This is a genomic window from Acidovorax sp. FG60 (assembly GCF_057808995.1).
Window position 1 is genome coordinate 80,240 of the sequence record NZ_JBMDJC010000012.1, and the last position, 22,079, is coordinate 102,318.

The window sequence follows — 22,079 nt, forward strand, 5'->3', positions numbered from 1 at the left end:
TCAGGTGTTCTTGCTGATCGAAATCGTCGGGAACTTGCTCGAAAAGTCCTTGGCCTGCTGCGCGATCTTCACCGCCACGTCGCGCGCCACTTTCTTGTAGATCTTGGCCACGTCCCCGTCCGGGTCGGCCACCACGGTGGGCTTGCCGCTGTCGGCCTGCAGGCGGATGCTCATGTCGAGCGGCAGCGCGCCCAGGTAGTCCATGTTGTACTCGGCTGCCATCTTCTTGCCGCCATCGGCGCCAAAGATGTGTTCCACATGGCCGCAGTTGCTGCACACGTGCGCGGCCATGTTCTCGACGATGCCGAGGATGGGCACGCCCACCTTCTCGAACATCTTGATGCCCTTCTTGGCATCGAGCAGGGCGATGTCCTGCGGCGTGGTCACGATCACGGCGCCGGTCATGGGCACGCGCTGGCTCAGGGTGAGCTGGATGTCGCCGGTGCCGGGGGGCATGTCGATGATGAGGTAGTCGAGGTCTTTCCAGTTGGTCTGGCGCAGCAGTTGCTCCAGCGCCTGCGTGGCCATGGGGCCGCGCCAGATCATGGCTTCGTCCTGGTCCACTAGGAAGCCGATGGACATCACCTGCACGCCGTAGTTCTCCAGCGGCTCCATGGTCTTGCCGTCGTCGCTTTCAGGGCGGCGGTTGATGCCCAGCATCATGGGCTGGCTGGGGCCGTAGATGTCGGCGTCGAGCACGCCCACGCTGGCGCCCTCGGCGGCCAGCGCCAGGGCCAGGTTGGCGGCGGTGGTGCTCTTGCCCACGCCGCCCTTGCCCGAGGCCACGGCGATGATGTTCTTGACCTGGGGCAAGAGCTGCACGCCGCGCTGCACGGCATGGGCGATGACCTTGGTGGTGATGTTGACCGACACGTTGTCCACGCCCGCCACGCCCTTGGCGGCGGCCACCAGACTGCGGCGCAGTTCGGGCACCAGGCTCTTGGCGGGGTAGCCCAACTCCACATCGAAGGCCACGTCGCCGCCGCTGATCTGCACATTGCGCAGGGCGCGGGTGCTGACGAAATCCTTGCCCGTATGGGGGTCCAGCACGCTGGAAAGTGCGGCCAAAAGGCCCTGTTCGGTGACTGCCATTCAATTAACTCCTGTGGGGCCGGTAGTCTATCCAAGCGCTGTTCCCCCGGCGCGTGAAGGACAATGCGCACGCTTTGCCCCTGGCTCCACAGCAGCTGGCACCCTGAGAAACCGAACGAAAAGGACCCCCGTGAAATTCAAGATGGCCGAGAAATCCCTGTTTGCCATGCTGCTGCGCTCGCCCTGGTGGATCAGCTTTGTGGTGGTCGGCATCATCGTTCTGGCGGCAGGTGCGCTGTTGCCCAAGGAATATTTCGTGGTGGGTGCGCTGGCCGGTTTCCCCATCTTCGTGGTGGGCTGCATCGCCGCGTGGAAGCAGCTGCGCGCCCCCAACCCCGCCCGGGTTTCGGAGATGCTGGAGGCCGTGGCCAGCATGCCCTGGCGCAGCTTTGCCGACACCCTGGCATCGGCCTGGGCACGGGCGGGCTACTCCGTAGAGCGGATCCACGGCAACAACGCAGGCCCTGACATGCGACTGACCCAGGGTGGCAAAACCACGCTGGTCAGCGCCAAACGCTGGAAAGCGGCCACCCACGGCGTAGAGCCCCTGCGCGAGCTGCACGCGGCCATGCTGGCCAGCGAGGCCCCCGCAGGCGTCTATGTGGCTGCCCTGGGGCAGGTCAGCGACAACGCCCACGCCTTTGCCCGGGAGCACGGCATTGTGGTGCTGCAGGGTGACGCGGTGGCACAGCTGCTGCTGCGCCAACCGTAGACAGCGATGTGCCGGGGCCTCCGGCCCACAGAATCACAGCTGTAACGCTGCAGAAAAACGGCGATCCGCCCCATCCCGGGCCAAAGTTTCAACCTTCTAGTTCTGCGCACAGGGCAGCAAAGGAAACGGCAGGGTTCAAAGCGCGCGATATCGGCCGACCCACCACGACGTGCGTTGCACCCGCCTTGATGGCCTCGCTAGCAGTGGTGAAACGGGCGTGGTCGCCTTTTGCAAACTCCAGCGGCTGTATGCCAGGCGTGACGATGAGCGCGCCCCGCGGCAGCGCGTTGCGCAGAAGCCTGGCTTCTAGCGGCGATGCGACCACACCGTGGCAGCCAACTGCGTGTGCAAGGCGCGCAAGACGCAGCACCTGTTCTGGCACTGTCGATGCCACGCCCACTTCGCGCAGCGCCTCGTCGTCCATGCTGGTGATCACAGTGAGTGCCAGCACTTTGAGCTCAGGGAAGTGTGCTGCCGACGCCACTGCAGCCTCCAGCACAGAAGATCCTGCCGACGCATGAACCGTCACCATAGAAGCCCCCAGTTGCCCCGCCGCCGCAACTGCGTCAGCCACCGAGCTCGGGATTTCAAACAGTTTGAGGTCCAAAAAGACCTGCTTGCCAGCATCCAACAGATCGCGGACGAAGGACGGTCCAGCCGCCGTGAGCAATTGCAAACCCACCTTGTAGACAGACGCAGCAGAGCCCAGCTGCCCGACCAGATCTACCGCAGGCGCAGCAGCAGGGAAATCAAGCGAAATGATGATGCTCGGATTCAAGCCATCTCCCCAAAAAAATGCGTTTGAGCATGCCACAGGCCGGGGAGCAGCACGAACCCACTTCTGGCGCAAACAATTGACTTCCCCTGTCAAGCTTGAACGCCCCAGCGAAAAGCGAAGTGTCGCCTCAACCATGCGGGTTTTCCCACATGAAAGGCTCCCAGCCACCCACCGACACTTGGGACACCACCCCACACACATTCATGCCGCCCTTGGTAACTTCTGATATCCCCGCCGAAGCCCGACCCGCCACCGGCCTGCTACTCACCGGCGGCGGTGCCCGCGCCGCCTACCAGGTGGGCGTGCTCGAGGCCATTGCCGACCTGCGCCAGGCCTGCGGCGAAGGGAGCGGCCCCAACCCCTTCCCCATCATCACCGGCACCTCGGCCGGGGCCATCAACGCGGCGGCGCTGGCCTGCGGGGCCGACAATTTTGACCGCGCCGTGCGCCGCATTGCGCGCGTGTGGCGGCAGTTCCACGCCAGCCAGGTGTATGGCGCCGACTCGCTCAGCGTGATGCGCAGCGGCGCGCGCTGGCTCACGCTGGTGTCGCTGGGCTGGGCGCTGGCGCGCTGGCGGCGCATGCGGCCCAAGTCGCTGCTGGACAACACCCCGCTCGAAAAACTGCTGGTCAAGATGGTGCCGCTGGTGCGCCTGCCCCGGCTGATCCGCAAAGGGCATCTCACAGCGCTGGCGGTAACGGCGTCGAGCTACAGCTCGGGCGAACATGTCACCTTTTTTGAAGCCGCCGCACCCGTCAAGCCCTGGGTGCGCTCGCAGCGCAAGGCGGCCAGCGACCGCATCACGCACGAGCATCTGCTGGCGTCCTCGGCCATTCCGTTCATCTTTCCGGCCAAGGGCATCGAGGTGGATGACCACGTCGAATATTTCGGCGACGGCTCCATGCGCCAGTCGGCGCCCATTGCTCCGGCCATTCACCTGGGGGCCGAGCGCATCCTGGTGATCGGCGCGGGCCGCATGCACGAGCCCAAGGGAGATGCCGCTGCCAACCCCACGGCCACCTACCCCACGCTGGCGCAGATTGCGGGGCATGCGCTGTCCAACATCTTTCTGGATGCGCTGGCCGTGGATGTGGAGCGCGTGCAGCGCATCAACCAGACCCTGTCGCTCATCCCCGAAGAAAAGCGCCTGCACAGCGCACTGCGCCCCATCGAGCTGCTGGTGATTGCCCCCTCGCAGCGCCTGGATGCCGTGGCCGCGCGCCATGTGGGCGACCTGCCCACGCCCGTGCGCACCATGCTGGGCGCCCTGGGCGTCACGTCCAACATGGCCGATGTGCGCGGCGCGGCGCTGGCCAGCTACCTGCTGTTCGAATCCGGCTACACCCAGGAGCTCATGGCCCTGGGCCGGGCCGACACCCTTGCAATGCGGGCCGAGGTGTGCAGGTTCTTTGGGTGGACGGATACAGGTGCCGAGGTGAAGACCCGGCACCATGGGGAAACCGCCTGAAACGCCCCAGGCCTGAACCCTACGGCTTGGGCAGCCACCCCAGGCCGTGCGCGTGCAGGCTCTGCACATACAGCCGGTCCGCCGTCTCGGTGATCGCAGTGGTCTCAGGGTAGGCGCCACTCGGGTCCTGCAGGTCGGCCACCACCTTGCCATCGTCGGTGAACGCAATCACATGGCCGTAGGGCTGGGGAATGGGCCACAGCGCACGCGGCAGGCGCAGGGTCAGGCTGCGCAGCCAGGGCTTGCCCGCCATGTTGTCGATGGCCGCCCCACGCGGCTTGGCAAAGCCCAACCATACCTTGCCGCCCTGCCCGCGCATCAGGTTGTCGGGGTAGCCGGGCAGGTTGTCGAGCAGCACGCGGGCCTGGGGGCTGGCCTGGCCAATGTCGAGGTCTTTCGCATCCACCGCAATCTTCCACACCCGGTATTTGCCGGTTTCGTTGACGAACAGGTGTTTTTCGTCCTGGCTCAGCGCCACGCCATTGGCAAAGCTGATGCCCCGAACCACCACGCGAGTGGCACGCGTCGCAGGGTCGTATTCGATCACCCGGCCGGTGCTGGCCTGCTCCAGGATGTCGAGCACGCTCGCTTCAAACGTACCGCCCCAGTCCTTGGGGGCAAAACGGGTGGAGGCGTCGCTCAGGTACATCTTTCCGCTTTGGGCCACCACCACAGCGTCGGCATAGCGGATGGGGTCGTTGCCCACCTTGTCGGCCAGCACGGTGACCTTGCCATCGGGCGCAATGGACAGCAGGCCCTTGATGGCATCGGCCGCGATCAGGTGGCCCGCCGCATCGAAGTCGAACCCCAGCACCCGCCCGCCGGTGTTGGCAAACACCTCCTGACCCGAGCCGTCGGGGTTCATGCGCAAAATGCTGCCACTGAGCACGGTGGTGTAGAGCTTGCCGTCCTTGCCAAAGGCGATGTGCTCGGGGCCCACCTCGCCTTTGAGATCAATGATGTTCAGCTGGGCCAGGCGCTGGTTGGGGGCGTGCACGCCCTGGTAGCCAGGGGCGGCAGGCGCAGTCCAGGCCACCGGCTGAATGGGCACAGGCCACGCCGCCAGATAGGCAGCCACCACCAATATCGCGCCACCCACGCCCCACCCCACCCGTTTTGCCCATGTTCTGGCCATGTGTTGTCTCCTCATGATTATTTGACTGCGGGGCATTGTGGCTCCATAGGCGGCCTGCACGCACGCCCTGTTTGGCACCTGCGCGACCTGGGGAGGCCACCGCAGCGCCCGTAATGGCCAGGGATACTGCCGACCGCCTAAAATCGCGGGTTCCGCCTGAGAAAGCCGCATCCCATGACGACCTCCGCCCGCAAACTCTTCGTTACCACCGCCCTGCCGTATGCCAACGGCAACTTCCACATCGGCCACATCATGGAATACATCCAGGCCGACATCTGGGTGCGGTACCAAAGGATGCAGGGCAACGCGGTCAACTTTGTGGGTGCGGACGACACCCACGGCGCGCCCATCATGATTGCGGCCGAAAAAGCGGGCAAAACGCCCCAGCAGTTCGTGGCCGACATCGCGGCCGGCCGCAAGCAGTACCTCGATGGCTTTCACATCAGCTTTGACAACTGGCACAGCACCGATGCGCCCGAAAACCACGAGCTGGCCCGCCAGATCTACCGCGACCTGCGCGACCGCGCCGACGGCAGCCTGATCGAAGTACGCACCATCGAGCAGTTCTTCGACCCCGAGAAGAACATGTTCCTGCCCGACCGCTACATCAAGGGCGAATGCCCCAAGTGCCACGCCAAGGACCAGTATGGCGACAACTGCGAGGTGTGCGGCACGGTGTACGCCCCCACCGACCTGATCAACCCCTTCTCGGCCCTGTCGGGTGCCAAGCCCGAGCTGAAGAATTCAGAGCACTTCTTCTTCAAGCTGTCGGACCCACGCTGCGTGGAGTTTCTGGAAAACTGGACGCAGGACGGCAAGCTTCAGCCCGAGGTGGCCAACAAGATCAAGGAGTGGTTCACCGTCCGCACCAACCCCGACGGCACCACCAGCGAAGGCCTGGGCGACTGGGATATCAGCCGCGACGCACCCTACTTCGGCATCGAGATCCCCGACGCGCCCGGCAAATACTTCTACGTGTGGCTGGATGCCCCCGTGGGCTACCTCGCGTCGCTGAAGAACCTGCTGGAAAAGCGCGGCGAGAGCTACGACGCCTACATGGCCGACCCGGTGATGGAGCAGTACCACTTCATCGGCAAGGACATCGTCACCTTCCACACGCTGTTCTGGCCCGCCATGCTGCACTTCAGCGGCCGCAAGACGCCCAACAACGTGTTCGTGCATGGCTTCCTCACGGTGAACAACGGCGAGAAGATGAGCAAGAGCCGGGGCACGGGCCTGGACCCGCTCAAGTACCTGAGCCTGAACATGAATGCCGAGTGGCTGCGCTACTACCTGGCGGCCAAGCTGAGCGCACGCAATGAGGACATCGACTTCAATGCCGAAGACTTCATGCTGCGTGTGAACAGCGATTTGATCGGCAAATACGTGAACATTGCCAGCCGGGCGGCGGGCTTCTTGACTAAGCGCTTTGACGGCAAGCTGACCGACCAATTTGGCACCACGGGCGCAGCCCTGCTGGCCGAGGTGCGCGGTGCCAGCGACGCCATCGCGCAGATGTACGAAACGCGGGAATACAGCAAGGCCACGCGCGAGATCATGCTGCTGGCCGACAAGGTCAACGCCTATGTGGACCAGAACAAGCCCTGGGATCTGGCCAAGGACGCGGCCAACAACGAGGCCCTGCACCAGGTGTGCTCGGTGCTCGTGAACGCCTTCGCCGCACTCACCCGCTACCTGGCACCTGTGCTCCCGGGCCTGGCCCAGGCGGTGCAAGGCTTTGTGGGCGTGAACATGCAGCAGTGGAACGTGGCGGGGGACGTGCAGGCCATCCAGCCCTACCAGCACCTGATGCAGCGCGTCACCCCCGAACAGCTTGAAGCACTGTTTGAAGCCCCAGCGCAAGCAGAACAAGCGCCAGCAGCTACTGAAACCGTAGCAGCCAACTCCCATCCTGGCGGCGAAGAACTCGCCCCCACTATCACCATCGACGACTTCACCAAGATCGACCTGCGCATTGCGCTGATCGTGAACTGCGAGCCGGTCGAGGGCTCCACCAAGCTGCTGCGCCTGACGCTGGACGTGGGCGAAGGCCGTACGCGCAACGTGTTCAGCGGCATTGCCAGCGCTTACAAGCCCGAAGATCTGGTGGGCAAGCACACCGTGATGGTGGCCAACCTGGCGCCGCGCAAGATGAAGTTTGGCGTGAGCGAAGGCATGGTGCTGGCCGCCAGCCATGGCGACGAAAAGGCCAACCCCGGCATCTACGTGCTCAATCCCTGGCCCGGCGCCACGCCCGGCATGCGGGTGCGGTAAGGCGTGCAACGCTCATAGACAAAGCAACCGTCAAGGATGCCGAGGGGTGCTGAGCCCCTCGCCATCCGCCGATAGAGGAAGGGGCGGCATGTTGACTGCCGCCCTGAAGCAAGCTCTCAGTAAAGGTACACCGCGCCCGCGTTGGCGCTGCTTTCGTCCGACTGATTGCCCCCAATGCCAGTCGATCCACTGTCTTCGGTGGATGCCCCCACGGCCAGCGTAGTGCCGTCACCCGATATCGCCACACGTCCACCAAACCGGTCCCCAGCGCCCGTATTGGGAGCCTTCAGGTAGGCTTGCTGCGCCCAGGTGCCTGCGCTGCGGCGGAACACCAGCACAGCGCCCGCATCCGCTGCGGCGGTGTTGGCCTGGTCGCCATTGAATCCGCGCGCATTGCTGTCGTCGCGGTACGACGGCACCACCAGCGTGTTGCCGTCGCTGGACATCGCCAGGTTGTTGCCAAACCGGTGGGGGGTGCGGGTGTTGGAGGCTTTCAAGTACGCCTGTGACTGCCAGACGCCACCTGCGCGAGTAAACACAAACACCGCGCCAGAGTTGAGTGCAAGGGTGTTGCTGGGTGGAGGCACGACGAAGGTGCCTGTGTAGTTGCTGCTGTCTCCGTCCATGCCAACCGCCAGCGTGTTGCCGTCGCCTGACAGGATGACCGATACACCGAAGCGGTCCTGCGCCTTGGGATTCGGAGCCTTCAGATAGGCCTGCTGCGACCATGCCCCCGCATTGCGCTGGAACACGTAGGCCGCACCGGCATTGGCCAGGGTGTCGTCCGCAGGATCACTCGCCAAGGCGCTGCGCTCAAAGAACGCGCCCACCGCCAGGGTGTCGCCTGCGCCAGACAGGCTGAGGTAGATGCCGAAGAAATCTCCCGAGCCTGCGTTGGAGGCCTTGAGGTAACTTTGCTGCGCCCAGCTGGTGCCCGTGCGGGCAAAGACGTAGGCAGCCCCGGACGCAGCATAGGCTCCATTGCCGTGTGTTCCAGTCAGGTCACCATCCTCGTTGTAGGCCCCCACCGCCAGGGTGTTGCCGTCGCTCGAGAGGGCTACGAATGAACCGAAAAGATCGTCGGCATCCGCGTTGTTCGCCTTGATGAATGCCTGCTGCGACCAGACGGCGCCCGTGCGGGAATAGACATAGACGGCGCCTGAGTTGCTGGCCAGGTTATTGGTGGTCGGCATCGTCGAGAACGTGCCCTTCTGGTCGCCGCTCTCGCCATCCGCGCCGATGGCCAGCGTGTTGCCGTCGGCCGACAAGGCCACGGCATTGCCAAAATAATCGTTGGCCTCGCCGTTGGGGGCCGCAATGCGCGCCTGCTGCGACCACGTGGCGCCGCTCTTCGTGAATACGTATACCGCCCCGGTATTGCCACCCTCTCCATACGCCCCCACGGCCAGGGTGGTGCCGTTGCTGGACAAGGCCACGCGGTTGCCAAACCGGCCTTCGACGGTGGTAGTCGATCCCTTGAAGTAGCCAATGGCACGCACCATGTCTGCCGCCATGGAGGCCGATGGGGCACTGCACCCGCCCGCGTTGCAGGCTTGCACGGTGTACGTCGCATTCACCCGAAGGTGCAGCAGCACCGGAACTGCGTAGGTCAGCCCGGTGGCCGCGGTCGACCCGATTTGCGCGGGTGCCAGCGGGCCCGCGCCGTCCGGGTCTTCGTACACCGTGTAGCGGGTTGCGCCGGGCGTCGAGGTCCACGAAAAGACCAGTGCCTTCGTCCCATAGGCAATCCCCAGGCCACCCGGCGTGGGGGGAGCCGGTGGAGGGGGGGGAGCAGGAGGCGGAGGCGATGAGACGGTGCTGCAACGCACTCTCACTTGGGTCACGGGCGCCACGACAACCCCGGTGCCAGCCTCTACTGTGCAAACCTGATTCGCAGGCTGTACATGCACCGTCACGGCGTAAGAGCTGCCATGGGTCAGCGGTGAGGCAAACCCGAAAACGCCATTGGTGGCCACCAACAGATCCGCAGCGCCGTTGAGCCGCAACGTCACCACGCCCAGCAGGCCCGTGATCGATCCACCGACGGAGTAGGTATTGGTGGTGCATGTCACCAAGATGTTGGTAACCGGGCCTGCCACCACACCCGAACCGTTTTCCACAACACAGGTCTGCCCGGCGGGCTGGGTACGCACAACAATGTTGTAGGCCTGGCCCTGCAAAACGTTGGTGGCATAGCTGCCGTTCGCCGTGATGGTCAGCTCCGCCTCCGTGCCATTGGCCAGGACGAGCGTGCCCACCAGCCCCGTCACAGTGCCGCCCACAGCATGTTGCGCCACGGGCGGGGGCGGTGGGGGCGCAGCAGGGTCTTCGCCACCGCCGCAGGCCATCAAGACTCCGCTCGCAATCAGAAGAAGCAGCCTTGCCGCCCCACCAAGCCTCGCCCACAGTGCTTCAGCGCTGGCGGAAAAAGTTCGGTACATCAAGGGTTCTCCGGGCATGTGAACGGGGTGGGCACTTCACCCATTTAGGAGGCGCGGGCGAGCCCGGCGCCCCTCGTGCGGGCGCAGGCGGGGTAGCACGAACTCTATGGTGGGTGGACGCGCAAACACACCCCCACTGAAGCAGGGTTGACGGGTGCAATGGAGTCGCGCAGGGGCGTTCGGCGGGAGCTCAGGCCCCTGAGGACTCGGTCACGATCGGAGACAGGCGGCCGTCGCGCTGGCGGCCCCGTCCCTTAATGCCCCACGTAGCGCCCTGGCCGGTGGCTGATCCACAAGAACCCGCTCATCACCAGCACGGCCAGCACCGAATACGCCACACGCTCGACCGGCACCACGAACAGCGCCAGCAGTACCACGGAGCCGTCGATCATCATCTGCACCTTGCCCGCCCGCATGCCATAGCGGCTTTGCAGGTACAGCGACACCACCGTGGCACCGCCCAGGCTGGAGCGGTGGCGCGCCAGAAACAAACAGCCCGTGCCCAGCAGCAGCCCGCCCAGCAGCGAGGCGAACAGCGGGTTCAGGTAGTCCACATGCATCACGTGCGGAAACAGCTCGGTCAGCAGCGACAGCAGGCCCACGCAGACAAAGGTCTTGATGGTGAACTCGTGGCCCATGCGCGTCCAGGCAAACCAGTAGAACGGCAGGTTGACCACAAAAAACAGCTTGCCGAACGAAATGCCCGTGACGTAGTGCAGCAAAAACGCCACGCCCGCGGTGCCGCCCACCAGCAGGCCCGCCTGGTTGAAAAGCATGAGCGCCATGGCCACAAACAAGGTGCCCGCGAACAGGGCCTGCGCGTCTTCGAACAGGCCGTGGCGCAGCGATGGCGGGGGGGACATTTCGGGCGTCGGCATGGCAGGAGGGTGAAGGGTGTCGGGCATGGGAGCAGGTGGGGATGCAGTGCATCCATAACTAGCAAGCAACGCGCCAGTGCGCAGGGGCGGCTTTCCCTTGCCAGCCTTGGCAGATTTCAAGCATTTTTTGGCATCTAGCGCTTATACAGTAAGCGCCAAAAGCTATCAAATTATGAGCAAATCCAGTACAACACCGACATGGAGCTGAAGCTACCCAAGTTGCGGAGGCTCTGTTTGTGGCCCTGTTGCGGCCCTGTTGTGGCGCTATTGCAGCGCCGGTGTGACGCCATCGGGTGGTTGGGACCGCCATCGGTTGCACTTCAAGAAGCGCTCACTACACTGGTTGCCTCCATGCCGTTTTCGCCCGCCTTTCGCCCCCGCCTGATCGACGCCCTGCGCGGCTACACCAAGAGCCGCTGGCTGGCCGACGTGGGCGCGGGGGTCACGGTGGGCATTGTGGCGCTGCCGCTGGCCATGGCGTTTGCGATTGCCAGTGGCCTCAAGCCCGAGGCGGGGCTGTGGACGGCCATCATTGCGGGCTTCCTCATCTCGGCCCTGGGGGGCGCCAACACGCAGATTGGTGGGCCGGCGGGCGCGTTCATCGTGATCGTCTACGGCATTGTGGAGCGCTATGGCGTGGCCAATCTGCTGATCTCTACCGCCTGCGCGGGCGTGATTCTGGTGCTGCTGGGGTTGTTTCGCCTGGGCACGCTGGTGCGGTTTGTGCCGGTCAGCATCGTGATCGGCTTTACCAACGGCATTGCGGTGCTGATTGCGCTGTCACAGGTGAAAGACTGGCTGGGCTTGTCGATTGACCGCATGCCGGGCAACTTCTTCTCGCAGGTGAGCACGCTGGCGCAGCACATCGGCACCTTCAACCCCTATGCGTTCGGGCTGGGGCTGGCGTGTGTGGCGCTACTGTTCCTCTGGCCACGGCTGTTCCTCAAGGGCTCGCCGGTGATCCGGCTCATGGAGGGGCATACGGTGCGCCGGTTTGCCCGGGTGCCCGCACCCGTGGTGGCGCTGGTGGCGCTGAGCCTGCTGGCCTGGGGGCTCAGGTTTCCGGTGGAGACCATCGGCTCGCGCTTTGGAGGCATTCCGCAGGCGCTGCCGGTGTTTGCGCTGCCCGATTTTTCGTGGGAGACGGTGCGGCTGCTGGTCACACCCACACTCACCATCGCGTTGCTGGGTGCCATCGAGTCGCTGCTGTGCGCCCGCGTGGCCGACCAGCTGGCCACCGACCCGCACCACAAAAAACACGACCCCAACCAGGAGCTGATGGCCCAGGGCGCGGCCAACATGATCGTGCCGTTTTTTGGCGGCATGCCGGCCACCGGCACCATTGCGCGCACGGTGACCAACATCCGCGCGGGCGCCACGTCGCCGGTAGCGGGCATGGTGCATGCACTCACGCTGCTGGCGATCGTGCTGGTGGCTGCGCCGCTGGCGCTGCACATTCCGCTGGCGGTGCTGGCGGGCATCTTGCTGTTTGTGGCCTGGAACATGGGCGAGTGGCACGAGTTTGTGCGGCTCAAGCATTTCAGCAACCACTATCGGCTGCTGATGCTGGGCACGTTTTTCCTCACGGTGGTGTTCGACCTCACGGTGGCGGTGGAGGTGGGCCTGTTCATGGCCTGCGCGCTGTTTGTGCGGCGCATGAGCGGGTTGTTTCGCGCGGCGCGCGAGCCCGAACCCACTCCTCCACCGCCGAGCGCTGCGCCGGGCCAGCGCACTGTGGCCCGCTGGCGCCTGCACGGCGCGCTGTTTTTTGGCGCAGCCGCCAAGATCGACCCCATCGTGCAGGCGGTGGAAACCGGCCCGCCCGGCATGGATGTGGTGCTGGACGCCTGCGAGCTGGTGGCGCTGGACACGACCGGGCTGGATGCGCTGGAGCAGATCCTCAAAGCCGTGGCAGCGCGCGGTGGGCGCATGTCGGTGGTGAACCTGCACGAGCAGCCACGCTCGCTGATCGAGCGATCGGGCTTTGCCGACCGGCTGGCCGCCCAGGGCGGCGCCAGCGTGGATGTGTAGTTGTCGGCAGGGCGCGGGGCAACGGTTTACTTGCCTCCCTTGAACTCCGGCGCGTCCAGGTCGGCCCCCGTCTGCGTGCGCAGCACCACGAGGTCAGCCCCATGGACCACCGTGAACACCTTGGCCTGGTTGGGCGCCTCCAGATAGCGCCAGTCCACCCAGGTTTCTTTCTTCAGCTCGTAGGGCGTGGCCTTGGCGGGTTTGCCCAGCAGGCGGCGCACCTCGTCCATGCGCATGCCAGGCACGACGCGCGCGAAGGTCTCGGGCGTGAGCACCTGGCGCAGCGCGGTCATGCGGCCGTCGGGGCCGATGGTGATCATGTAGTTGACCTGGCCTGCGGGCTGGCGGTTGTATTCGAAGGTGCGGGCGCCGCCGGGTTCGTCCCACACGTTCTCGGGGGCGCCAAAGCGGTCGCGCACATCGGCTTCGGTCGATACACCCTCCTTCAGTTCACTGATGCGTTGCGGGTCGCAGGCAGTGAGCACCAGCAGGGAAAAGGTGGCGGCCGCCAGGGCAGCGGCGCGATATATCAAGCGCATAAATTCGTCCCGGTAAAATCTTGGACCTTTGGTGCGTCACTGTGCCTGATGCGTTCCAAGAAAGAGATTCACAGTCCATGTCTATTTTCCGCCGCCCCGATTACCAATCCGACGCCACCCAGTTCATCAACCAGCTCAAGGCCAGCCGCCCCGAACTGGAAAGCCAGCAGCTGGCAGGCCGTGCCCTGCTGTGGGACAAGAAGGTGGACCGCAGCATCTGGACCGAGTACCGCGAAGGCCAGGTCGAGCAAAAGCCGTACGTCTACCAGACCAACGCAGATTAAGCATCAAAATGGCCTCTAGCGCTTATTCAATAAGCTCTAGTAGCTCATTTTTTTATAGCAAACCATGACCACAGCGAACGAAGCCAACGTGGCCGATTCGCCGGATCTGTCCGCGCTGGACGCGGCAGGCATGCCCGTGGTGGTGGATCAGGTGGCGCTGGCACGCCTGTACGGCGAGCCGCTGTTTGCGCTGCCGCAAGACCTGTACATCCCGCCCGATGCGCTCGAAGTCTTCCTGGAAGCCTTCGAAGGCCCGCTCGATTTGCTGCTGTACCTGATCCGCAAGCAGAACTTCAACATCCTCGACATCCCCATGGTGGGGGTCACCAAGCAGTACCTGGCGTATGTGGACGAGATCCGCAGCCGCAACCTGGAGCTGGCAGCCGAGTACCTGCTGATGGCGGCGATGCTCATCGAGATCAAGTCGCGCATGCTGCTGCCGCCCAAGAAGCAGGAAGGCGGCGAGGAGCCCGAAGACCCCCGCGCCGAGCTGGTGCGCCGCCTGCTCGAATACGAGCAAATGAAGATGGCGGCCATGCGCCTGTCGCACATGCCGCAGTACGGCCGCGACTTCCTGAAGGCCCAGGTCTACATCGAACAAAGCCTGCAGCCGCGCTTTCCAGACGTGCACGTGGTGGAGCTGCAGGACGCCTGGCGCGACATCCTCAAACGCGCCAAGCTTGTGCAGCACCACAAGATCACGCGCGAGGAACTCTCGGTGCGCGAATACATGAGCATGGTGCTCAAAACGCTGCAGGGCCGCCGCTTTGTGGAGTTTGAAGAACTCTTCGAGCCCGAAAAAGGCAGCACCGTGCTGGTGGTGACCTTCATCGCCCTGCTGGAGCTGGCCAAAGAGACGCTGATCGAGATCACGCAGGCCGAGGCTTTTGCCCCCATTTACGTGCGCCTCGCTTACACGCCGGTCTAGGCTGGCTCCCCTGTTCACCGCCCTGGCCGGTGGCCGTGGCGCTACCCCCTTTCTTCACCCGCAAGCCATGGCACCCCACGACTTCGACGTTCTCATCGTAGGCAGCGGCCTCGCCGGCCTCTCGGCCGCGCTGCACCTGGCGCCCACCCACCGCGTGGCCGTCATCACCAAGCGCACGCTGCAGGATGGATCGAGCGGCTGGGCCCAGGGCGGCATTGCCGCCGTGCTGGCTGACGACGACAGCTTTGCAGCGCACATCGAAGACACGCTGGTGGCCGGTGCAGGCCTGTGCGACCTGGCCACCACACGCTTTGTGGTGGAGAACGCGCCCGCATCGATTACCTGGCTGCGCGAGCTGGGTGTGCCCTTCACGCTCGAAGGCGACCAGCTGCACCTGACGCGCGAAGGCGGCCACAGCGCGCGCCGCATTGCCCACGTGACCGACGCCACCGGCGCGGCCGTGCAGCGCACACTGATCGACGTGGTGCGCAGCACGCCCGGCATCACGCTGTTTGAGCAGCACACGCTGGTGGACCTGATCACCACGCGCAAGCTGGGCTTGCCGGGCAACCGCTGCCTAGGCCTGTACGCGCTCGACAGCGACACCGATGAGGTCGTCACCTTCCGCGCGCCGCAAACCATCCTGGCCACGGGCGGCGCAGGCAAGGTGTACCTGTACACCACCAACCCCGACACCGCCACGGGCGACGGCATTGCCGCCGCCTGGCGCGCGGGCTGCCGCGTGGCGAACATGGAGTTCATCCAGTTCCACCCCACTGGCCTGTACCACCCGCACGAAAAGTCCTTCCTCATCAGCGAGGCCGTGCGCGGCGAGGGCGGGCAACTCAAGCTCCCCCCCTCTGCCGGTGGCACCCGCTTCATGCTGGACCACGACCCGCGCGCCGAGCTGGCCCCGCGCGATGTGGTGGCCCGCGCCATCGACTTCGAGATGAAAAAGCACGGCCTGGACTGCGTGCACTTGGACATCTCGCACCAGAGCCCCGCGTTTTTGCAAGAGCACTTCCCCAACATCCTCGCGCACTGCGCATCGCTGGGCATCGACATCACCAAGGAACCCATCCCCGTGGTGCCCACGGCCCACTTCACCTGCGGCGGCGTTCTGACCGACCTGGCGGGTCGCACCGACCTGCCCGGCCTGTACGCCGTGGGCGAGGTGGCTTGCACCGGCCTGCACGGCGCCAACCGGCTGGCCAGCAACTCGCTGCTCGAATGCATGGTGTTCGCCCGCGCCGCTGCGCAGGCCATCGCTGCAGCCCCGACCACAGAACTGCCCACCGTGCCCGCGTGGGACGACAGCCGCGTGACCGATGCGGATGAATCGGTCGTCATCTCCCACAACTGGGACGAGCTGCGCCGCTTCATGTGGGACTACGTGGGCATCGTGCGCACCAACAAGCGCCTGGAGCGTGCCGCCCACCGCATTGCCATGCTGCAGGGCGAGATCCAGGAGTTCTACGCCCACTTCCACATCACACGCGACCTGCTGGAGCTGCGCAACCTGGTGCAGGTGGCCGACCTGATCGTGAAAAGCGCCCAGCTGCGCCGCGAAAGCCGGGGCCTGCATTTCAGCCGCGATTACCCCGAGATGGCCGCGCCTGCGGCCCCCACCCTTCTCGTACCACCGGTGGCCCGATGACCTACAGCGTCAAAGAAATTTTCTACACCTTGCAAGGCGAAGGCGGTCAGGCGGGCACACCCGCCATGTTCTGCCGCTTTGCGGGCTGCAACCTCTGGACGGGCCGCGAGCAGGACCGCGCGCAGGCCATCTGCCAGTTCTGCGACACCGACTTTGTGGGCACGGACGGCACGCTGGGCGGCAAGTTCGAGACGGCCACGGCACTGGCGGAATTGATCGCCGCCCAATGGCCTGCGGGCGCAGGCCATCGCCTGGTGGTGCTGACGGGTGGAGAACCCCTTCTGCAGGTCGATACGGCACTCATCGACGCGCTGCACGCGCAGCAATTTCGCATTGCGGTTGAAAGCAACGGCACCGTGATTGCGCCCGAGGGCATCGACTGGCTGTGCATCAGCCCCAAGGCGGGTGCCCCGTGGGTGCAGCGCAGCGGGCAGGAACTGAAGCTCGTGTGGCCCCAGCCGGGCTTTGACCTGCAGGCGCTGGAGCAGGACACGCAGTTCACCCACCGCTTTCTGCAGCCCATGGATGGCCTTCTGCAGCGACAGAACACTGCCGCTTGCATTGACGCCTGCCTGGCCCACCCCGCATGGCGCCTGAGCCTGCAAACTCACAAGCTCACCGGTATCCGGTGAGCGGTTTTCTTTTTGGTTCCCGTATGTTGTTCACCATCTCCCAGCGCTTCTTCTTCGACGCTGCCCACACCCTGCGCCGCGAGATCGAGGCCGAAGGCAGCCGCCGCGTGCACGGCCATACCTACCACGCCGAGGTCTTTTTGAGCGGCCCACGCGACCCCGCCACCGGCATGGTGCTGGACCTGGGCCTGCTGCGCAGGGGCCTGGAGGTGGTGCGCGAGCAGCTGGACCACCACATGCTGGACGACGTGCCTGGCCTGGGCACGCCGACGCTGGAGAACCTGTGCGTTTTCATCGCCCAGGCGCTGCCCGCCGACCTGCGCGCCAGCGTGAGCCGCGTGCGCGTGTGGCGCGAAGCGCTGGGCGACAGCTGCGTGCTGGACTTTCCGCAGCCCTGACCGACCACGGCCCTGCCACCGGCAGACCCTCCCCCATTCACAGACTTCACTGAAGGAAGCCGATGTTCCGCACTCTGCTCAAATCCAAGATCCACCGCGTGGCCGTGACCCAGTGCGAGCTGCACTACGAAGGCTCGTGCGCCATCGACGAAGACCTGCTGGACGCCGCCAACATCGCAGAGAACGAGCAGATCCATATCTGGAACATCAACAACGGCGAGCGTTTTGTCACCTACGCCATCAAGGGCCAGCGCGGCAGCGGCATGATCTCGGTGAACGGATCGGCCGCACGCCGCGCATCCGCAGGCGACCTCATCATCATTGCTGCCTTTGCGCAGGTGCATGAAGACCAGGTGGGCACGCACCAGCCTCAGTTGGTCTTCGTGGACGAGCACAACCGCCAGACCGAGCTGCGCCACGCCGTACCCACCCAGGGCGTCTGACCATGCAGCCCACGCACGACGGACTCGTGGCCCGCAGCCTCGCCAGCGTCTGGCACCCCTGCACCCAGATGAAGCGGCACGAAACCCAGCCGCCCGTGGCCATTGCGCGCGCCCAGGGCCCGTGGCTCTACGGCACCGATGGGAAGCGCTACCTGGACGGCATCAGCTCCTGGTGGGTCAACCTGTTCGGCCACAGCCACCCACACATCCAAGCCGCGCTGGTGGACCAACTGGGCAAGCTCGACCACGTGATGCTGGCGGGCTTTACCCACGCGCCCGTGGTGGAGTTGTCCGAGCGCCTGGCCGCCCTCACCGGCCTGGGCCATGCGTTCTACGGCAGCGACGGCGCAGCCGCCACCGAGATCGCGCTCAAGATGAGCGCGCACTACTGGCGCAACACAGGCCGCCCTGCCAAAAGCCGCTTTGTAGGCCTGGCCGGCGGCTACCACGGCGAGACCGTGGGCGCACTCGCTGTGACCGACATTGCGATCTTCCGCGAGGCCTATGCCCCGCTGGTGCGTTTGGCCGATACCGTGCCCAGCCCCGATGCGCGCAATGCAGCCCCTGGCGAAACCGCGCAAGACGTGGCCCGGCGCGCCGCCGCCGCGCTGGAGACCTGGCTGCAGGAGCACCACACCACCACCGCCGCATTCATTGTTGAACCGCTGGTGCAATGTGCTGCGGGCATGGCCATGCACGACCCCGAGTACCTGCGCCTGGCGCGCGCGCTGTGCAGCCGCTATGACGTGCACCTGGTGGTGGACGAGATCGCCGTGGGCTTTGGACGCACGGGCACCATGTTCGCGCACCAGCAGGCGGGCATCCGGCCGGATTTCATATGCCTGTCCAAAGGCCTGACGGGCGGCACGCTGCCGCTGTCGGCCGTGCTGACCACGGATGTGGTGTACGCGGCGTTCTACGACGACGATGTGGCACGCGGCTTTCTGCATTCGCACTCGTACACCGGCAACCCCCTGGCCTGCCGCGCGGCGCTGGCCACGCTGGAGTTGTTTGAACAGCTGGATGCGCTGAATGCCAACAAGGCACTGGCGCAACGCATCGATGCGGCGTGCGCACCCTTGGCACAGCATCCACGTGTGCGCCATGCGCGCAGCCTCGGAATGATCTGGGCCTGGGATGTGGACACCACGCTGCCCGACTTTTCCCGCCGCTACCCCCAGCACGCCATGGCGCGGGGGCTGGTGCTGCGGCCCATCGGCAAGACGCTGTATGCCATGCCGCCCTACGTGCTCGACGACCAAGCCGTGCAATGCCTGGCCAGCGGCGCGCTCGCTGCGCTGAACGCCACGCTGCAAGAGGAGAATTGATGATTGGATGTTTTGTCACCGGCACCGACACCGGCGTCGGCAAGACGCTGGTGTCCACCGGCCTGTTGCACGCCCTGGCGCCGCACCACCGCCGTGTGGTCGGCATGAAGCCCGTGGCGGCCGGTGTGGTGCCCTGGGGCGAGGACTGGGCCAGCGAGGACGCGATCGCGCTGCGCTCGGCCTCCACCCTGGCCGTCGCACCCGAGCTGGACAACCCCGTGCTGCTGCTCGACCCGTTGTCGCCCCACATTGCGGCCGAACGTGCCGGGGTGCAGATTGATATCGCGGCCATCGTGCGCAGCTACCAGGCGCTGGCCGCCCAGGCGGATGCCGTGGTGGTGGAGGGCGCGGGCGGTTTTCATGTGCCACTGACCGACACCCAGACCGGTGCCGACCTGGCCCAGGCCCTGGCCCTGCCCGTGGTGCTGGTGGTGGGTTTACGGCTGGGCTGCCTCAGCCATGCTCTGCTGACGGCAGAGGCCATCCGTGCGCGTGGCCTCGTGCTGGTGGGTTGGGTGGCCAACCGTGTGGACCCCGAGATGGAGGCCGCTGACGAGAACATCGCCTACCTGCGTGCGCGCCTGGGCGTGCCGCTGCTGGCCGAGGTGCCGTACCAGGACCTTCCCGATGCGCGCAGCCTGGTGTTTGAACTGCCCGGGGAATGGCTATGACGCAGGAATCCCACCCCACCTCCTGGCTCGACGAGATCCCGGGGCGCCTGGCCGACATCGAGCGCGCCCACCTGCTGCGCCGCCGCCGCGTGGTGCAACCCGCGGGCGGTGCCCACCTGCTGGTGGACGGCCAGCCCATGCTGGCCTTTTGCAGCAACGACTACCTGGGCCTGGCCGGCCACCCTGCGCTGGCCGAGGCCGCTCGGGACGCCACGCACACCTTTGGCGTGGGCTCGGGCGGATCACCCCTGGTCAGCGGCCACAGCGCCGCGAACGATGCACTGGAGCGCGACCTGGCCGCCTTTGTGCAGCTGCCCCGTGCGCTGTACTTCTACGCGGGCTACGCCACCAACGCCGGCATCATCCCCGCGCTGGTGGGCGCTGGCGATGCGCTGTTCTCCGACGCGCTCAACCACGCTTGCCTGATCGATGGCGCGCGCCTGTCGCGCGCCACCATCCACCGCTACGCCCACGCCGACCTGGCCGCGCTGGAGACTGCTCTGGCCGCCAGCCCTGCACGGCGCAAGCTGGTGGTCAGCGACGCAGTGTTCAGCATGGATGGCGACCTGATCGACATCCCCGCCCTGCTGGCGCTGTGCGAGCGCTACGACGCGCTGCTGCTGCTGGACGACGCCCATGGTTTTGGCGTGCTCGGCCCCCAAGGGCGCGGTAGCCTGGCGCAAGCGGGCCTGACGGGCACCACCGCCTCGCGCCGCGTGCTCTACATGGCCACGCTGGGCAAGGCAGCGGGCGTGGCGGGCGCCTTTGTGGCGGGTGATGCTGCACTCATTGAATGGCTGCTGCAAAAGACCCGCACCTACATCTTTGCCACGGCCGCACCACCCCTGCTGGCAAGCGCATTGCGCAAAAGCCTGGAGCTGATCGCGACTGCGGACGACCTGCGAGAGGGGCTTTGCAAGCGCATTGCGCAACTGCGCGAAGGCCTGGCCGCGCTGCCCCCGGAACTGGGCTGGCACCTGCTGCCATCCCACACGGCGGTGCAGGCGCTCGTCATCGGCAGCAACGAAGCGGCCCTGGCCGCGATGGAAAGCCTGCGCCAGCGGGGCCTGTGGGTGCCCGCCATCCGCCCGCCCACGGTGCCCGTGGGTACGGCCCGGTTGCGCATTGCGCTATCGGCCGCGCACACGGCGACGGATGTGGATGCGTTGCTGGCAGCGCTGGCGGCACATGCCGCCGACTGCGTGGTGGCTCTTCACCAAAAAACCGCAGACACCAGCGTGGCGCCTGCGGCCGCTACAGCCTGACTATGGCCTGAACATCGACCTGCGACTCAGCCGCCCCCTGGAACCAGCGGACCGGCTGGTCACAGTCAGGTACTTTCTTTCACGATGCGGCCATTGAGCGGCTGCACTGGGCGCGCGTTGGCGTTATAGAGCTGGCGGAACGCCTTGATCTGCTGGGCACCCAGTTTCACGGGTTCCTTGAGCACCATCCACTGCACGCCTTCGGAACAGGGCGGCGTGGTCAACGACCCTGCGAAGCTGTAATAACCCTTCTTGGCGGGCAACAGGGTGCTGGCGTCCAGCGTGAGCCCGTCCACCGTCACCTGCTCACCCACACGCGGCAGGTGCGCAAAGATGGGGGCCCAGGCCGCATTCGTCTTGCCCGGCTGGATCAGCACCGCCACCACGCCCAGTCCTCCGTCCGCAGCCTTGTGCACAAAGTGGGCCACCATGGCCGCGTGCTTGCCGCCAATGGCCTCTTCGCTGGGGGTGTGGAAGTGGAACTGCAGCAGCTCCATCGCCTTGCCGTCCACCACCAGCTTGCTGCCCGCAGGCATGTTCACCTGCACCGTGTGCCCGTTGTTGACCAGCGTGGGGGCGCCTGCGGTGTACTGGAAGTCCAGCGCGGGCAGCGCCTCTTTCACGGTATTGCGAATGTCGATGGGGCTTTGCGCCGCACCACGTGCACAGGCCTCAAAACCAGGCTCCAGCGCACCCCAGTGGGCGGCGCCGTGTTTGCCCTTGTATTCCCAGTGCGGGTGGGCGCCCTCGGCGCTGGCCCAGGTGGCGGCGCACAGCAGGAGGGCAAACAATGTGGTTTTTTGGATCAAGAAGGGGGGTGTCATGGCTCTTAAGGAACAACAAGTTGATGAAAAACAAGCTGCTGCAAGCAGCCGCGTGATAGTCAGCAGCCTTGCTTAACGGCGGCTTAAACTGCTGGGTGCCACTGACGGCCCAAGGGTTGCTGGCTTAAGAACCTGTTCAGAATCTTTTCGGGGATCGCATTGGAGTGCCATCGTGATGGACGTGGATGCTTCGGAGGCGCCGCATGGGCTCATGCCCATGCAAGCAGCAGAGGCTTCCAATCGCCCGATTTCACTCCAACCCTTCGGGCAAGTGCCTTGCAGGGCGGCCTGCGGCGTTGC

Annotated in this window: 20 protein-coding genes; 13 read left to right on the plus strand and 7 right to left on the minus strand. The window is 65.5% G+C overall.

The features are described from left to right. On the minus strand, window positions 1-1,092 hold the full coding sequence (apbC, locus tag ACODS0_RS18255) for an iron-sulfur cluster carrier protein ApbC (protein ID WP_487262120.1): 1,092 nt from the start codon (window positions 1,090-1,092) through the stop codon (window positions 1-3). Between the two features lie 142 nt (window positions 1,093-1,234). Here apbC and ACODS0_RS18260 point away from each other — a divergent pair, with 142 nt between their 5' ends. Continuing rightward, a complete protein-coding gene (locus ACODS0_RS18260) occupies window positions 1,235-1,804 on the plus strand; it encodes a restriction endonuclease (RefSeq protein ID WP_488836344.1) in 570 nt (189 codons plus the stop codon). Between the two features lie 88 nt (window positions 1,805-1,892). On the opposite strand, the gene pyrF is transcribed toward ACODS0_RS18260, so the two are convergent. Continuing rightward, a complete protein-coding gene (gene pyrF, locus ACODS0_RS18265; RefSeq protein WP_488836264.1) occupies window positions 1,893-2,717 on the minus strand; it encodes an orotidine-5'-phosphate decarboxylase in 825 nt (274 codons plus the stop codon). 68 nt (window positions 2,718-2,785) lie between these two features. Between pyrF and ACODS0_RS18270 the strand changes: the two genes are divergently transcribed. After that, window positions 2,786-4,051, plus strand: coding sequence for a patatin-like phospholipase family protein (locus tag ACODS0_RS18270; protein WP_218298618.1), 1,266 nt, complete (start codon window positions 2,786-2,788; stop codon window positions 4,049-4,051). A 19-nt stretch (window positions 4,052-4,070) separates the two neighbouring features. Here ACODS0_RS18270 and ACODS0_RS18275 read toward each other — a convergent pair whose 3' ends face one another. After that, complete coding sequence (locus ACODS0_RS18275; RefSeq protein WP_488836266.1) at window positions 4,071-5,186, minus strand: SMP-30/gluconolactonase/LRE family protein; 1,116 nt, start codon at window positions 5,184-5,186, stop codon at window positions 4,071-4,073. A gap of 174 nt (window positions 5,187-5,360) precedes the next feature. Between ACODS0_RS18275 and metG the strand changes: the two genes are divergently transcribed. Beyond that, window positions 5,361-7,460, plus strand: a complete 2,100-nt coding sequence (metG, locus tag ACODS0_RS18280; protein WP_431152090.1) for a methionine--tRNA ligase — start codon at window positions 5,361-5,363, stop codon at window positions 7,458-7,460. 116 nt (window positions 7,461-7,576) lie between these two features. Here the strand turns inward: metG and ACODS0_RS18285 are convergent, their stop codons facing one another. Both ACODS0_RS18285 and ACODS0_RS18290 read right to left on the minus strand, forming a co-directional pair. Continuing rightward, window positions 7,577-9,757, minus strand: a complete 2,181-nt coding sequence (locus ACODS0_RS18285) for an FG-GAP repeat protein (RefSeq protein ID WP_488836268.1) — start codon at window positions 9,755-9,757, stop codon at window positions 7,577-7,579. A 398-nt stretch (window positions 9,758-10,155) separates the two neighbouring features. Continuing rightward, entirely contained in the window at window positions 10,156-10,806 is a 651-nt protein-coding gene (locus ACODS0_RS18290) for a YitT family protein (protein ID WP_176888632.1), read from the minus strand. 324 nt (window positions 10,807-11,130) lie between these two features. On the opposite strand from ACODS0_RS18290, the gene ACODS0_RS18295 reads away from it, so the two are divergent. After that, complete coding sequence (locus tag ACODS0_RS18295; protein WP_488836270.1) at window positions 11,131-12,810, plus strand: SulP family inorganic anion transporter; 1,680 nt, start codon at window positions 11,131-11,133, stop codon at window positions 12,808-12,810. Window positions 12,811-12,836: 26 nt separating this feature from the next. On the opposite strand, the gene ACODS0_RS18300 is transcribed toward ACODS0_RS18295, so the two are convergent. Then, entirely contained in the window at window positions 12,837-13,349 is a 513-nt protein-coding gene (locus ACODS0_RS18300; protein WP_488836272.1) for an outer membrane protein assembly factor BamE, read from the minus strand. Between the two features lie 77 nt (window positions 13,350-13,426). Between ACODS0_RS18300 and ACODS0_RS18305 the strand changes: the two genes are divergently transcribed. The 9 genes from ACODS0_RS18305 (at window position 13,427) to bioF (ending at window position 20,955) form a co-directional block, all read left to right on the plus strand. Then, window positions 13,427-13,633, plus strand: coding sequence for a DUF3460 family protein (locus ACODS0_RS18305; protein ID WP_055402867.1), 207 nt, complete (start codon window positions 13,427-13,429; stop codon window positions 13,631-13,633). A gap of 64 nt (window positions 13,634-13,697) precedes the next feature. After that, window positions 13,698-14,561 (plus strand): segregation and condensation protein A, encoded by an 864-nt coding sequence (locus ACODS0_RS18310; RefSeq protein ID WP_370641480.1) that lies wholly within the window; start codon window positions 13,698-13,700, stop codon window positions 14,559-14,561. Between the two features lie 67 nt (window positions 14,562-14,628). Further along, window positions 14,629-16,218, plus strand: coding sequence for an L-aspartate oxidase (gene nadB / locus ACODS0_RS18315; protein ID WP_488836274.1), 1,590 nt, complete (start codon window positions 14,629-14,631; stop codon window positions 16,216-16,218). After that, window positions 16,215-16,850 carry a 7-carboxy-7-deazaguanine synthase gene (gene queE, locus ACODS0_RS18320; RefSeq protein ID WP_488836276.1) on the plus strand — a complete coding sequence of 212 codons (636 nt, stop codon included), beginning with the start codon at window positions 16,215-16,217 and terminating at the stop codon, window positions 16,848-16,850. Before nadB ends, queE begins: the two co-directional genes overlap by 4 nt. Window positions 16,851-16,873: 23 nt before the next feature. After that, complete coding sequence (locus tag ACODS0_RS18325) at window positions 16,874-17,248, plus strand: 6-carboxytetrahydropterin synthase (protein WP_008903449.1); 375 nt, start codon at window positions 16,874-16,876, stop codon at window positions 17,246-17,248. A 62-nt stretch (window positions 17,249-17,310) separates the two neighbouring features. Next, entirely contained in the window at window positions 17,311-17,691 is a 381-nt protein-coding gene (panD, locus tag ACODS0_RS18330) for an aspartate 1-decarboxylase (RefSeq protein ID WP_488836277.1), read from the plus strand. A gap of 2 nt (window positions 17,692-17,693) precedes the next feature. Further along, window positions 17,694-19,019: an adenosylmethionine--8-amino-7-oxononanoate transaminase gene (bioA, locus tag ACODS0_RS18335; protein ID WP_488836279.1), complete on the plus strand. Its 1,326-nt coding sequence runs from the start codon at window positions 17,694-17,696 to the stop codon at window positions 19,017-19,019. After that, a complete protein-coding gene (gene bioD, locus ACODS0_RS18340; protein WP_121507339.1) occupies window positions 19,019-19,690 on the plus strand; it encodes a dethiobiotin synthase in 672 nt (223 codons plus the stop codon). Before bioA ends, bioD begins: the two co-directional genes overlap by 1 nt. Further along, entirely contained in the window at window positions 19,687-20,955 is a 1,269-nt protein-coding gene (bioF, locus tag ACODS0_RS18345) for an 8-amino-7-oxononanoate synthase (protein WP_488836281.1), read from the plus strand. Before bioD ends, bioF begins: the two co-directional genes overlap by 4 nt. Before the next feature lie 65 nt (window positions 20,956-21,020). On the opposite strand, the gene ACODS0_RS18350 is transcribed toward bioF, so the two are convergent. Beyond that, window positions 21,021-21,779 (minus strand): carbonic anhydrase, encoded by a 759-nt coding sequence (locus tag ACODS0_RS18350; RefSeq protein ID WP_121421052.1) that lies wholly within the window; start codon window positions 21,777-21,779, stop codon window positions 21,021-21,023. Window positions 21,780-22,079 lie beyond the last annotated feature (300 nt).